This window comes from Psychrobacillus sp. (assembly GCF_032154225.1).
Taxonomy (GTDB): Bacteria; Bacillota; Bacilli; order Bacillales_A; family Planococcaceae; genus Psychrobacillus.
On sequence record NZ_JALDYF010000015.1, the window covers coordinates 12,509 to 26,429 of the forward strand.

General features: G+C 36.8%; 14 protein-coding genes. 5 read left to right on the forward strand and 9 right to left on the reverse strand.

Annotated features, from left to right (window positions below):
• Positions 1 to 82 precede the first annotated feature (82 nt).
• From RUH95_RS16255 to RUH95_RS16265, 3 genes are all read right to left on the reverse strand, one after another.
• Complete coding sequence (locus RUH95_RS16255; protein ID WP_313893948.1) at positions 83 to 1,012, reverse strand: alpha/beta fold hydrolase; 930 nt, start codon at positions 1,010 to 1,012, stop codon at positions 83 to 85.
• Between the two features lie 253 nt (positions 1,013 to 1,265).
• On the reverse strand, positions 1,266 to 1,433 hold the full coding sequence (locus RUH95_RS16260) for a hypothetical protein (RefSeq protein ID WP_313893949.1): 168 nt from the start codon (positions 1,431 to 1,433) through the stop codon (positions 1,266 to 1,268).
• Between the two features lie 544 nt (positions 1,434 to 1,977).
• Positions 1,978 to 2,877, reverse strand: a complete 900-nt coding sequence (locus RUH95_RS16265; RefSeq protein ID WP_313893950.1) for a DMT family transporter — start codon at positions 2,875 to 2,877, stop codon at positions 1,978 to 1,980.
• A 137-nt stretch (positions 2,878 to 3,014) separates the two neighbouring features.
• Here RUH95_RS16265 and RUH95_RS16270 point away from each other — a divergent pair, with 137 nt between their 5' ends.
• The gene (locus RUH95_RS16270; protein ID WP_313893951.1) at positions 3,015 to 3,701 is read left to right on the forward strand and encodes an ArsR/SmtB family transcription factor; all 687 of its coding nucleotides are present in this window, start codon (positions 3,015 to 3,017) and stop codon (positions 3,699 to 3,701) included.
• A 339-nt stretch (positions 3,702 to 4,040) separates the two neighbouring features.
• On the opposite strand, the gene RUH95_RS16275 is transcribed toward RUH95_RS16270, so the two are convergent.
• The 5 genes from RUH95_RS16275 to RUH95_RS16295 all read right to left on the reverse strand — a co-directional run bounded on the left by RUH95_RS16275 (position 4,041) and on the right by RUH95_RS16295 (position 7,200).
• Positions 4,041 to 4,517, reverse strand: a complete 477-nt coding sequence (locus RUH95_RS16275) for a hypothetical protein (RefSeq protein ID WP_313893952.1) — start codon at positions 4,515 to 4,517, stop codon at positions 4,041 to 4,043.
• A 63-nt stretch (positions 4,518 to 4,580) separates the two neighbouring features.
• Positions 4,581 to 4,862: a colicin immunity domain-containing protein gene (locus RUH95_RS16280; RefSeq protein WP_313893953.1), complete on the reverse strand. Its 282-nt coding sequence runs from the start codon at positions 4,860 to 4,862 to the stop codon at positions 4,581 to 4,583.
• Positions 4,863 to 4,979: 117 nt separating this feature from the next.
• Positions 4,980 to 5,204 (reverse strand): hypothetical protein, encoded by a 225-nt coding sequence (locus tag RUH95_RS16285; RefSeq protein WP_313893954.1) that lies wholly within the window; start codon positions 5,202 to 5,204, stop codon positions 4,980 to 4,982.
• Between the two features lie 299 nt (positions 5,205 to 5,503).
• Positions 5,504 to 5,830, reverse strand: coding sequence for a hypothetical protein (locus RUH95_RS16290; RefSeq protein ID WP_313893955.1), 327 nt, complete (start codon positions 5,828 to 5,830; stop codon positions 5,504 to 5,506).
• Positions 5,831 to 6,321: 491 nt separating this feature from the next.
• Positions 6,322 to 7,200 carry a DUF4349 domain-containing protein gene (locus RUH95_RS16295; RefSeq protein WP_313893956.1) on the reverse strand — a complete coding sequence of 293 codons (879 nt, stop codon included), beginning with the start codon at positions 7,198 to 7,200 and terminating at the stop codon, positions 6,322 to 6,324.
• 192 nt (positions 7,201 to 7,392) lie between these two features.
• Here RUH95_RS16295 and hutU point away from each other — a divergent pair, with 192 nt between their 5' ends.
• From hutU to hutH, 4 genes are read left to right on the forward strand one after another with little or no spacing between them, the layout of a single operon-like run.
• Entirely contained in the window at positions 7,393 to 9,060 is a 1,668-nt protein-coding gene (gene hutU / locus RUH95_RS16300) for a urocanate hydratase (RefSeq protein WP_313893957.1), read from the forward strand.
• 6 nt (positions 9,061 to 9,066) lie between these two features.
• A complete protein-coding gene (hutI, locus tag RUH95_RS16305) occupies positions 9,067 to 10,326 on the forward strand; it encodes an imidazolonepropionase (protein ID WP_313893958.1) in 1,260 nt (419 codons plus the stop codon).
• 1 nt (position 10,327) lies between these two features.
• Complete coding sequence (locus tag RUH95_RS16310; RefSeq protein ID WP_313893959.1) at positions 10,328 to 11,305, forward strand: agmatinase family protein; 978 nt, start codon at positions 10,328 to 10,330, stop codon at positions 11,303 to 11,305.
• A complete protein-coding gene (gene hutH / locus RUH95_RS16315; protein WP_313893960.1) occupies positions 11,298 to 12,797 on the forward strand; it encodes a histidine ammonia-lyase in 1,500 nt (499 codons plus the stop codon). Before RUH95_RS16310 ends, hutH begins: the two co-directional genes overlap by 8 nt.
• A gap of 67 nt (positions 12,798 to 12,864) precedes the next feature.
• Here hutH and RUH95_RS16320 read toward each other — a convergent pair whose 3' ends face one another.
• Entirely contained in the window at positions 12,865 to 13,911 is a 1,047-nt protein-coding gene (locus tag RUH95_RS16320) for an ABC transporter ATP-binding protein (RefSeq protein ID WP_313893961.1), read from the reverse strand.
• Between the last annotated feature and the right edge of the window lie 10 nt (positions 13,912 to 13,921).

Here is a 13,921-nt window from a genome sequence, read left to right on the forward strand (position 1 = left end):
AAATGCTCAACTCCTTATTGAAGTAAAGCACCCGTTAGTTTAAGTACAATCATTCACAATCTATCAACGATTTCAGTAATTTCTATAAAAATCTTTTTAAACCCTGAATTACTATATCAGGTCTATCGAGATGAATACCATGGTCACTATGGTCTGCTATGATAAGTTCTCCTTTAGTAGATAATTGAGATAATCCTATTTGCAGTTCTCTCCAAACCTTTTCATATTTTACTGCCTCTTCTTCTGGAATATTATATTGAACAAAGGCATTAACCGAAGCCTCTATGTCTCTTGCTATAACTGTTAGTGGAATGTTAGGGAACTCACCAAGTTCTTTTATACTTTCACTACTTGATTCCCAGTTTTGGAACTCTTCTGCAACAGTTTTAAACATATTAGGATTAGTGATAAATTCCTCAAATCTAATCACTTCATTCTTGGTAAGTATGACGTGACAATCATCAATTGACTGATTATAAAGATTTCTAAGTTCCTCTTTTGATTTATATGAATTGTCCAGATTACTTTGTACCATTTGGTCTATTGATATTAGAGAATTCATTACTGGAATATCAAGATTATATAAACGATTAAAATTTGGTGAAGTTGAATCCAATAAAATTAGTCCATTAACTTTATCTGGGAAAAGCATTACATAATGTAATGCACATAGTCCTCCAAAAGAATGTCCCATTATAGTGACCTTTTCCTTTATACCTAATGACTCAATAAATTTGTTTAACTCGTATGATATATTTTTAGTTGTCCTTGGATTTTTTGAAATCATACTACTACCATAACCAGCCCTGTGATACATAATTATAGTAAAGTCTTTCATTATGTTTTTAACAAAGGGAAACCAGTTGTAAATTGAACTTCCTATTCCTATTTCTATAAGGAGAATCTTCTCCCCCGTGCCAAAAACTTTATATTCTAAATCTAATTCAGCATTTTCTAATTTCTCCAAAACTACACCCCTTTTTAACCACACTTTTTCAATATCCTTGTTCAACTAAACTGCTACTTTAGATCAATAAGAAAAACGCTTTACTCCTTATTGAAGTAAAGCACCCGTTAGTTGAAATAGAAATATTTTATATTTCCACTTTACTTGAAGCCATTTACCCAAAACCAATAACGACCAGTATTTTTTTGTTGTTTGCAATAAACATTATAATAGGAATAATTAATAATATAAGATATAAAGCGATAAATGAAGATGATTGAAGAATTTTCTTCATCTCAACTATTGTCATACAAATCATTCACATTCCTAAAAATAAATAAGGAAAAATTAACCCTTTCTGATAAGACTGAAACTTTTCCTCTCCTAAAAGAACTTTAGTTTTTTCAGGTAAAAAGTAATCCTTTTTCATTAGGTAGCTAAACCCCATAATTAGCACCGGAATTCCAAAGAATATACCAAGCATCATTTAAATCCCCCCTTCTTTTGAATAACCAATAGCTTTAATTCAATAACAAAATACTCCATTCCTTCTTAAAGTAAAGCACCCGTTAGCACAATAAGGGGGATATTCAGACTTATGCGGATTTACAAAGATAAGGCTTCAATTTTTAGACACGATTTTATTCATCAAAGACGATGGTGCAACATTACTTCAAATACTTCAAAACCTTTGCTATTACTGACTTTTAACAAGAGTGCATAAAACAACGCATAAACAATGTTCATAAGAACAGCCACGAACGTTGATTTCAAAACATTCGTGGCTGTTTGGTGTATTTCCAATCTTTCATTTGGGAACGTTATTAAGTTTATTTATGTATACGTTATAATCTTTGTTGTATTAAAGAAATCGTTTCTTTACAAACTTGTCCTTTTAAATTATAAGTATATCGCTCTGCTCCTATAAAGAATGTGATGTCTTACTTATTCAACTTTAACTTTTCCATTCAAAAGAAGACTCTCATTCCATATCCATTTATCTTTGCTGGCACTTCAATGTAAATTTTTTATTACTTTGTTTTATTTAGAAGATAGCCAGAATTGTCTACCACATCTTTTTTATAATTGTTATTTACAAGATAGATACCGATCAAAATAAATATTCCCCCAGCTATAAGAGAAGAAGATATAGGTTCATTTAGCAATAAACTTCCAGTCAAAACACCAAAAAATGGAGCTAAAAATAAATAAGAACTTGTTTTACCTGGATCGCCCTTCTGTAAAAGGAAATACCAAACCGCAAATTGAACAATAGAAGACATTATGCTTAACCATAAGAGAATAAGTAATGAATGTTTATTAATATGAAAGAATGGTTCTTCAAGTAATAGACTTAAAAATATAAGAATGCCCCCGCCAAATAGCATTTGATATGCAGAAAGTACCCATGTGTCAAAATGTTCTCCCCATCTATTAACTAATAACGTGGAAATAGCCCAAAAAACAGATGAAGCTGCACCAAACGCTATACCTATTCTAAAATCATTTATTCCTCCTAACGTAATTCCTACACCTATGAAGCCTAAAACAACTCCAATCCATTGATACCATCTATAACGGTTTCCCATAAAAACAGTTCCCAAAATAATGACTAGTAACGGATTCATAAAAGTTAAAATGGAAGATTCGCTGGCTGTTATAGTTCTTAGACTTAGAAATATACATCCCATTACTCCTGCCGTTTGTAAAGTTCCTATAATCGCCGCTCTTCCCCAATTTTTCATACCACTAGGGTGTGTTCTTTTTAGTACCTTCACGATAATAGCCATAATAAATCCTGCCAAAAAGAAACGTATTCCAGCCAATAACAAAGGAGAAGAGTAGATTAATCCTATCTTACCTATGGCAAAAGATGAACCCATTAAAAAAGTAGTTAATATAACTAATGTAAAAAAGATAGATTTTTTCATATATACCGAACCTCCCAATCAAATTTTCCTTTAAAATTAAAAATTTCCACCTCACTTGCGAAGAGGTTTCTTTAGTATTATTATAAAGGCAATATAATACGATATTCATCGAAGTATGGATTACAGAGGTGTTCAAAATGAGTACATATCCGAATATTTCAGCACTGACTGCTCTGCTAACAGAAAAGTCAAGAGCAGCCATACTGGCAGCTTTAATGGATGGGAAATTCCATACAGCAAGTGAACTAGCATATATGGCTTCCATTAAACCCCAAACAGCTAGTTTTCACCTTGCAAAACTAGAAGAAAATAACCTTGTAATTTGTGAAAAAAATGGACGGTTTCGATATTTTCGATTAGCAAATGACGAGGTAGCAAATACCCTGGAGATATTTATGTCCATATCTCCTCCACCTGAAGTTCGATCTTTAACCCAATCTAGTCAATTAAAACGATTAGAAAATGCAAGAACTTGTTATGACCATTTAGCTGGACGTGTAGGTGTTAACATAACAAATTTAATGCAAGAGGCAGGATATATAGAGAGAAACAATAACAAATTTATTGTAACAGCAAAGGGAGAACTCTTTTTTAGAGACTTAGGAGTAGATTTAGTTGGTTTATCTAAAAAGCGTCGTTCTTTTTCTCATGCGTGTCTTGACTGGAGTGAACGTACTCATCATATAGGGGGTGCTTTAGGAAATGGTTTATTTGAAAGGTATATTGAATTGGGTTGGATAGAAACTAAAGCAAATTCTCGAGAAATCATTATTACTCCCCGAGGAAAATCTGGCTTTAAAGACTTTTTCGGACTAAAAATTTAGATTTGAACCCCCTTGTTTAGCACCAATATTTTACAGACAATAAAAAACACTCTTTTTATGAAGGTGTCGTACTTTCTTTATAACATTCTAGTTAATGCTTATTACGCTAATTTGCCCCGTTAGCCATCCATGAAGCACAAGAATCACCACTTCACCACAGAAAATGAAAGATTATAATGTTCTTTCATGGGAGTAGAAGAAAAAAGCTACCAAAGCGTCGTTTGGTAGCTTTTCTTAACTTAGCGTTGTAAATCCCCATAATTTTGAAGGTACTCCTTGTTGCACTAAACTGCTGCGTTAGTAAAAAAGGCTTTACTCCTTATTGAAGTAAAGCACCCGTTAGTTCAATAAGAAGTTACATTTTAATTGTTTTTTCGCTTCTTTTACGATGGTTGTAATTAGAGATTCCCTTGTAATTCCCTCTACATTATCGCCATATCGATAGTCGCCTATCATTTCACTAATCTCATACCATACATTTAATTCTTCGCTAACAAATTCTTCACGAACTACCTGATAAATTTCATATGCATAGTTAATTGCATTAGATTCATTATCTATTATTTGTTTTAGCAAATACCAGAAGTAATACTTAGAACACTCAACCTGTGAAGGTTCTTCCATACCTAATTCTCTTACTGCCCTATAAAAATAATCTTCTACCTCAAAAATATTTAGAGTTTCACTTAGGGAAGAAAGTATATTTAGGGATGTAGATGTATCACTATTTTCTAACATTTTGATAGCCCAATTAACATAATCGACAGGTTCCACTTTCTTTTCGAATATTTTATAATACAACATTTTAGTTTCCATCACTTACTCCTTTTATTTTCCTCTTCTTATTGAACTAAACTGCTGCGTTAGTTCAAAAAAACTTTAAGGGTTATTCATTAAACTATTTAATTTAACCAATGCATCACTTACTTCTCTTCTTAGTTGTTGTTCGGAAATTTCAAAGGCAGTTTCTTGTCCAGGAAGGCATTCGTGCCAATAACAATCAACTGCTTCAAAAACTCCATTTAAGACTTCGAATAGCGTGTTACCCATTCTTTCTGTCTCGTTTTTAAATGTATATAGGTAGTCACGTTCAAAATCTTCAACAGTAATTATTTCATTTATAAAATCCTCCATTAACCTTTTATACTTATAAGCAAACATTTCTTTACCTCTTTTATAGATTTTTTTTGAACCCATTCTAACGAGATTCCTTTTCCAAGTAAACTGCGGCGTTAGTTGAATAAAAACAAAGTTATGTTCTTATTGAGGAATCGCCTGCTAATCTTGTGTAAGTATTAAAATAATAATAACAAACGTCATTCCTATAACACTGATTAAGGATGCAACTTTTATATAACGAATTGCACCATCAGAAATTTCAGGTTCTTCTTGGTACATCCACCGTTTTCCCCAAAATAAACTTTCTTTTGGATTGAAATAACTCCAGATTAACACCCCATATAATGGAATAATTATAATAAAACCTATAATTATATCTCCCATCTTCACATCTCCCTCCAAAAATCAAAAATTAATATACGATTGAATTTTCTGATGGTTTCAAAACACTTATCTGTACTTGAACTATTCCTACATAGAGCATCCATATATATACATGCTTATTCAACTAAACTGCTTCGTTAGTTTAAGTGCATTCTTTCACAATCTTTATAGTGGTCGTAACATAAGTTTCCATTAAATCCACACTTTATTCAGGTTCAACTTTACCGAAAATAACCGATTATCAGTCGTTTTGCATTAATCCTCCTTGGATCAACAGCCCGATTAAAAGAAAAAGATATTCATTCACCTGGCATATGTCCAATTACTTCATTAGTGTCAGTGTCGACGAATATTAATGGTGAAGCTACTCTATCTTCTAAAGAAACAATTAATATTTCTTTCCCTATATAATTTATATCTAGAGTTTTATAGCTATCATCAGCAATCGTTTTCCTTATTGATGCACTTTCCCAGTCTTCTTTAGAATAACTCCATCCTTGCTCATCGCTGAAATTCCACACAGTTGCTCTTATCTCTTCATAAACCTCATTGTCTTCATTGTTATTCGAACAACCGACAATTAGCAGTGACGAAATAATTATTAAAAATATAAATTTAATCCTCAAACTTTTCCTCCTTTTATTGAGCTAGCCAGCTAAACTCCTTACCTTCTATCTCCTAATTTTATCTATTTCAATAAAATCCTTTAATTCGCAAAAAAACACCACTATCATAGCGATAGTGGTGTAAACTATAATGCACTGTTACTAGTTTCATTTTCAGGTTTTGAAAATATATATCCTGAGATCGAAACCAAAGCGACAAGTATAGATAAAAACATTACAAGAAGTATTTCTTCTATTTGCATAAAAGGACTTATTCCAAAAATAATTAAGAACGATAAAATCATTACGACAAGGAAAAATAGGTTATATCTCTTTTGTTTTTCAGTCGGTACAAAATAAAAGATAGGCCCAAAAATAAGAGAACTAACGCAAAAGAATAGAATGAATAAAATATACATAATTTCCTCCTAGATATTCTGAATTTCACACTCCCTAGTTCTTAATATATGCATAGATTACCTTGGTTAATTCAATAGATTTGAGATTATATATTATTTTTTTTGCTCGGACATTCTTCTTTTAACAACCCAATACACAACATACCCAACACCAGCTAAAATAAGAAGCACTGGTAAATTCCCAAGGAAAAACACAATAATTGCTGACCCTGTGGCTAACAGTCTGTTTGTACTTGTCACGAATTGCTTTTTCGTTTTCTCCCAAGTGTTCAATTCTTCATTGTCTAGCTTCGGAACAATTACCCGGCTTTCAATCATAAACAGTTCAACCGTCGAAAAAGACGTCTGATTTTCAAGGTATTTTATCTGCCCAACCATCACTTCAATTTCTTCTTGTACCTTTGCCAAGTCGGCAGAAATTTTCAGTAAATCCTCTGTTTTCTCTGCATTTTTCATAAATTCAAGCAATCTTTCCTCAACCGCACGTTTCGATTTCAAACGCGATGACAAATCTACATATTGCTCCGTAACGTCTTGCCCTGTCACATTGCGTTCCAATATTTTAGAGACTCCTTCCTCTGCATCTGATAGAAATGCCTCAAAATGCTTCTCAGGTATTCGAACAGTCATCTGTCCGCTCTTCGTTTGCTCATCTTCTTGAAACGTATTTGACTCGACTATATAACCACCATACTTTTTCACTTTTTGTTCGATATTACTTTGTGCTTTTGAAAGCTCTTTTACATTTGCTCTTATCGTTGCTTGATGAATAATCATGCGCTCAGTAGTAGTGACCCCATCTGAAACAACAGATTCCTCTACAGGAGCTTCTTCCCTCTCCATTGCCATTTCATTCGAAAGTTGCTCAGAGTCTTCCGATTTCTGCTCCATAGCCTTTTCAGAATCACTACTGCAAGCAGCCAATAAAACAAACAAACTTCCAAGCAATAAATAACAAAACACCTTCTTCATACTCCATCTCCCCTTTTAAATAAGCAGACGACTCTACACAACAAAAGTTACAATTTTCTGAAATTCATTACTCTACTACGCTAATAAAGCATCTAATTAGCAGATGAGAAATTTTTACTTTTTTCTCAAAAACGCTTAAATTTTTAGAAAGTTTCGATAGAATAGAGTTATAAATTGAAGGAGGGGTCTACAGTGGGAAAAGCAAATGAAAAAATTATTCGATATCGTGGAACAGAGTTAAATACAAAAGGGTGGCTTCAGGAAGCTGCACTTCGAATGCTGATGAACAACTTAGATGCAGAAGTGGCAGAGCATCCAGATGAGCTTGTTGTGTACGGTGGAATTGGGAAAGCTGCACGTAATTGGGAAGCATTCGATGCAATCGTTCGCTCGTTAAAAGAACTTGAAAACGACGAAACATTACTCGTGCAATCTGGAAAACCTGTTGCCGTATTCAAATCTCACGCAGATGCACCTCGCGTACTTATTGCAAATTCAAACCTAGTACCTGCCTTCGCCACATGGGATCATTTTCATGAACTCGATAAAAAAGGGCTTATGATGTACGGACAAATGACGGCTGGTAGTTGGATTTATATTGGCTCTCAAGGAATTGTACAAGGAACATACGAAACATTTGCCGAGTTAGCAAAACAGCATTTCAATGGCTCTTTAAAAAATACGATTACACTTACTGCTGGATTAGGAGGAATGGGTGCTGCTCAACCACTTGCTGTAACAATGAATGGTGGAGTTTGTATTGGTATTGATGTGGATGAAACACGTATCGACCGCCGCATCGAAACACGCTACACAGATGTGAAAACGCATACATTGGACGAAGCCATTCGCTTAGCAGAAGAAGCAAAACAAGAAGGTAAAGCTCTTTCAATTGGGCTAGTAGGGAATGCATCGGATATTTTACCTGAAATGATTGCACGTGGTTTTATTCCTGACGTATTAACTGACCAGACATCTGCTCATGATCCGTTAAATGGCTATGTACCATCACAAATGAGCTTAGTAGACGCATTGAAATTACGAACAGAAAATCCTGAGAAATACGTAACTTTATCAAAAGCATCGATGGATAAACATGTGCGTGCAATGGTAGACATGATGGATAAAGGTGCAGTGACATTCGATTATGGGAATAATATTCGCCAAGTTGCAAAAGATGAAGGATTTGAGCGTGCATTCGATTTCCCTGGATTTGTTCCTGCATACATTCGTCCACAGTTTTGCGAAGGAAAAGGACCTTTCCGTTGGGTAGCATTATCAGGTGATCCTGAGGATATTTATAAAACAGACGAAGTAATTTTACGTGAATTTAGCTATAACACTCATTTATGTAACTGGATTAAAATGGCGCGTGAAAAAATCGAATTCCAAGGGCTTCCTTCTCGTATTTGTTGGTTAGGTTACGGTGAGCGTGCTCGCTTTGGAAAAATCATTAATGATATGGTCGCTTCTGGTGAATTAAAAGCACCAATTGTTATTGGGCGAGACCATCTCGATTCAGGTTCAGTAGCTTCCCCAAATCGTGAAACAGAAGCGATGAAAGATGGCTCTGATGCAGTTGCCGACTGGCCAATTTTAAACGCAATGATCAACGCTGTTGGCGGAGCAACATGGGTTTCTGTTCATCACGGTGGTGGCGTTGGAATGGGCTACTCCATCCATGCAGGAATGGTCATTGTCGCAGACGGCACAAAAGAAGCAGAAGCTCGACTTGAGCGAGTATTAACTTCAGATCCTGGAATGGGCATTGTACGTCACTTCGACGCTGGATATGAGCTTGCAGAAAAAACAGCGCGAGAAAAAGGTGTTCACATTCCGATGATGGAACAGGAGGGTTAAGAAGTAATGACAAAACCTATTTGGATTAAGCATGCAGCGCAGCTCGTCACATTGCAACATGAATTAGCTGGCCCTCGCATAAAAGAAGCGATGAGTCATTTAGCTATCATTGAAGACGGAAGTGTATGGCTCGAGGACGGCATCATTCAAGCAGTTGGTACTACTAAAGAGCTTGAAGAAACATATACAGCTCGTTCCGATGAAGCAGAAATCGTTGATGCAACAGGTCATCTCGTAACACCAGGTCTTGTTGACCCCCACACTCATGTAGCATTTGGTGGAAGCCGCGAGCGAGAGTTTGAAATGCGCTTAGAGGGCGCAACATACATGGACATCATGAATGCTGGTGGCGGAATTCACGCAACAACTCGAATGACACGCACTGCAACGGAAGATGAACTAGTTCGCCAAACGACTAAAAGATTAGATTCATTTTTAGCACACGGCGTGACAACTGTCGAAGGAAAAAGCGGCTACGGTCTTGATTTAGAAACAGAGCTAAAGCAATTACGTGTGATGAAACGATTGCAAGCCGAACATCCAATGGATATCGTCCCAACGTTTATGGGTGCTCACGCTGTTCCAACTGAGTATAAAGGACGAGAAGAGGAATATGTAGATCTCATTATTAATGAAATGCTACCAGTTGTTGCAAAAGAAAATCTCGCAAAGTTTAATGATGTGTTTTGTGAGGTAGGTGTTTTCACTCCTGAACAGTCCGAGCGCATTTTAGAAGCTGGCAAATTGCATGGGCTTGTTCCTAAAATACATGCGGATGAAATTGAACCTTATCAAGGGGCAGAGCTTGCTGCAAAGGTTGGGGCTGTTTCTGCAGAGCATTTATTAAAAGCTTCAGATGAAGGTATTCAAGCAATGGCGGAACAAGGTGTTATCGCTTGTTTATTGCCAGCCACTGCACTTTATTTAAGAGAAACAGCAGCAAGAGGAAGAGTAATGATTGATGCAGGAGTACCCGTTGCGATTTCTACAGATTGCAACCCAGGTTCTTCCCCTACAACTTCTATGCCTCTTGTGATGAACTTAGCATGTATTTCTATGCGTTTAACACCTGCTGAAAGCTTGTGCGCAGCAACTTATAACGCAGCATGTGCTATTCAAATGGAAGATAAAGTCGGTTCTCTCGAAGTTGGAAAGCAGGCAGATATCGTTCTTTGGAGCGTTCAAAACTATCAAGAATTACAGTATTTATTTGGTGTGAATCATGTACAGTCTGTTTGGAAAAAAGGAGTAAAGGTGGTCGGTTAATATGAAGCTTGTTCAACCTGAATGGCAATGGAAAAAAGAACAAGGCACCGGCGTTCATCAATGGATCGAACAAAATACATCTCCAGAAAACCCGGATGTTGTCTTGTTTACAGCTCCTATTTCACGTTCATCGATAAGCGTGTCCGGTGCGTCTCAATATCCAGACGCATTTAGACGCGGCTGGAAAGGCTTTAGTGTGTATAATCTCGATGAAAATATCGATTTGTCTACCCTTCAAGTGACCGATTTAGGCGATGTTCCGATGCACACAACCGATATTATCGAATCACATCGACGAATCGAAGCTGCCGCTGAACATATATCAACAACTTACTCAAACAAGCATATTTGCTTAATCGGTGGAGATCATTCTGTTACCGCCTGCTCCATTCGAGGAGTTCAAAAAGCTTTTCCAAATGAAAAAATTGGTATTATTCAGCTAGACACTCATTTAGATGTTCGAGATCCTGCAGAACTTGGACCAGCAAATGGGACACCAATTCGCCAATTAATTGAGGGCGGCATTGTAGAAGGAAAACATATTTACAATATTGGGTTACATGGCTTTTTTAATGCACCAGAACTTGTACAGTACGCAAACGCGCATGGCATCCATATGATTACGTTACGAGCAGCACGCAAACAAGGAATTATCCAGACGATTCGTGAAGTAATGGAAGCTTTAAATGAATCAGTTGATCACATTTATGTCACTGTCGATATGGATGTGTTAGATATATCCGTTGCGCCAGGTGTTCCTGCATCCACACCTGGTGGAATGACCGCATACGAACTGTTTGACGCATTACTCGAAATTGGGCAGGCAGAAAAAGCAAAACATATTGACTTCGTTTGCTTAGACCCTACAAGAGATACACTCGCACAGGCAACAGTAAAAATAGGGGTATATACATTTTTGCAATGGCTTACAGGTATTCAATTAATCCGACAACGTAAAGGGAGTAATAGCAATGATTAGTTTAAAAGGACATGGACTTACGCTAGAAAACATGCGTGCCATCTTATATAGAAATGAAGAAATCACACTAGATAACCAAGCAATAGAAGCCGTTATAAAAAGTCGCAAAGCAGTAGAAAAAATCGTAAAAGAAAATCGCACAGTATACGGTATTAATACTGGCTTCGGAAAATTTAGCGATGTAAGTATTGAAGAAGCAGATGTACACGCACTTCAACTTCATCTTATTCGCTCACATGCATGCGGCATCGGCCAACCATTTGAAGAAATCGTTTCACGCGCAATGGTCGTTCTTCGACTTAATGCATTATTAAAAGGATTTTCAGGAATCCGTTTAGAAGTGCTTGAACGACTTACATTCATGGTCAACAATCATATTCATCCTGTTATTCCACAACAAGGATCACTTGGAGCATCAGGCGATTTAGCTCCTCTCTCCCATCTAGCATTAGTACTAATTGGAGAAGGTCTTGTCTGGAATGGCGAAAAACATATTCCTGCTAATGAAATATGGGAAAAGCATAAATTAACACCAATTGTTCTAGAAGCAAAAGAAGGACTTGCACTTATTAATGGCACACAAGCGATGACTGCTCAAGGCGTTGTAAACTGGTTAGAATCAGAAACACTTAGCTATCAAAGTGAATGGATTGCCTCCATGACAATGGAAGCATTACACGGAATCAGAGATGCTTTCCATCCCGCTATTCACGAAGCACGCGGCTATCCAGAACAAGTGGCTGTCGCTGGGCGTGTACTAGATTGGCTCGAGGGAAGTAAACTTGTGACGAAACAAGGAGAGAAGCGTGTGCAAGATGCATACTCTCTACGTTGTATACCACAAATTCACGGTGCTAGCTGGCAAGTGCTTGCCTATGTAAAAGAGAAATTAGAAATTGAAATGAATGCGGCAACAGATAATCCATTAATCGTAGAAGATGGAGAAGTCGTTATTTCAGGTGGAAACTTCCATGGTCAACCGATTGCTTTTGCAATGGACTTTTTGAAAATTGGTGTTGCGGAGCTTGCAAGCGTATCTGAAAGACGTATCGAACGCTTAGTCAATCCACAGTTAAACGAAGGCCTGCCACCTTTTTTAAGTCCACAACCTGGACTCCAATCAGGCGCAATGATTTTACAATACGCAGCAGCAAGTTTAGTATCTGAAAATAAAACACTTGCGCATCCTGCTTCTGTCGATTCGATTCCTTCTTCTGCAAATCAAGAAGATCATGTAAGCATGGGGACAATTGGAGCAAGGCATGCTTCTCAAATCATTCAAAATGTACGCAGAGTTGTTGCAATCGAAGCACTTTGTGCAATGCAAGGTGTAGAATATCGCGGAGTAGAACTCATGTCACCGGCACTTTCGGAAAAATGGCATGAAATGAGAAAGTTTATTCCATCCATTACAGAAGATCGTGTTTTTAGTATAGATGTAGAGAAATTGAATAGTTATTTGAAAGAAGAAACCGCAAAAAAAAGAGCTTGAATCTAGTATTTCTCACATTGAACTTAATCTCTTTTAATATTATTAAAAGGAACCCCGGTTAAATTTCTTAACTTGAGGGTTCTCTTTTTTGGAGTGGTTTCTTAGCTTCAACCATTGCAGAAAGGTATTGCTTAGGTGTTCGTGTATCTTGTAACCAACACGCAACGGTATGTGTATCACATACGACCAAATCCTTTGGCGTAAAGGAATGACATACCTTCATTGTTTGAGGGCATCGTGCAGCAAATGAACAGCCTTCTCCCAGTGTAACTAAGTCGGGTGGGGATCCTAAAATTGGTATCAACGGTAAGGATTTGTCCTCATTTAGATTAGGCATTGAACGCAGTAGTCCCAAGGTATACGGATGCTGTGGATTATAAAAAATTTCATCAAGTGTCCCTTGCTCCACAATTTTCCCCGCGTACATAACCGCTACACGATCTGCCATATTTGCAACTACTCCTAAGTCATGGGTTATAAGAATAATGGAGGTATCCATTTTTTGCTGCAAATTTTTCATCAAATCTAAAATCTGCGCTTGAATAGTAACATCCAGTGCAGTCGTAGGTTCATCTGCGATTAAAATCTTTGGATTACAAGCAAGTGCCATCGCAATAACAACACGTTGTCGCATTCCCCCTGAAAATTGGTGTGGGTAATCAACTAATCTTACTTCTGCATTAGGTATTCCAACCAACTTCAACATTTGAAGTGCCCGTTCTCGTGCTTGCGCTTTCGTTAACTTTTGATGTTTTTGTAGACCTTCCATGATTTGTTTTCCAACTTTCATCGTTGGGTTTAGGGATGTCATCGGGTCTTGGAAAACCATCGATATTTCAGCCCCCCGAATATTCGACATGTCTTTAATTGAAAGATCTAGTAACCCCTTTTCTCCATAAACAATCTTACCTTCCGTAATTTCAGTATTATGTTTTGGTAATAAGCGCATAATTGATTTTGCTGTGACAGATTTACCCGATCCAGATTCACCAACGATTGCGAGTGTCTCTCCTTTGTTTAACTCAAAGGTAACTCCCCTAACTGCTTTAATGCTCCCTGTTTGGGTCTTGAATGATATATGCAAGTTATCAACCGTTAAGATTTTTCTATTCACCTTTAACCCT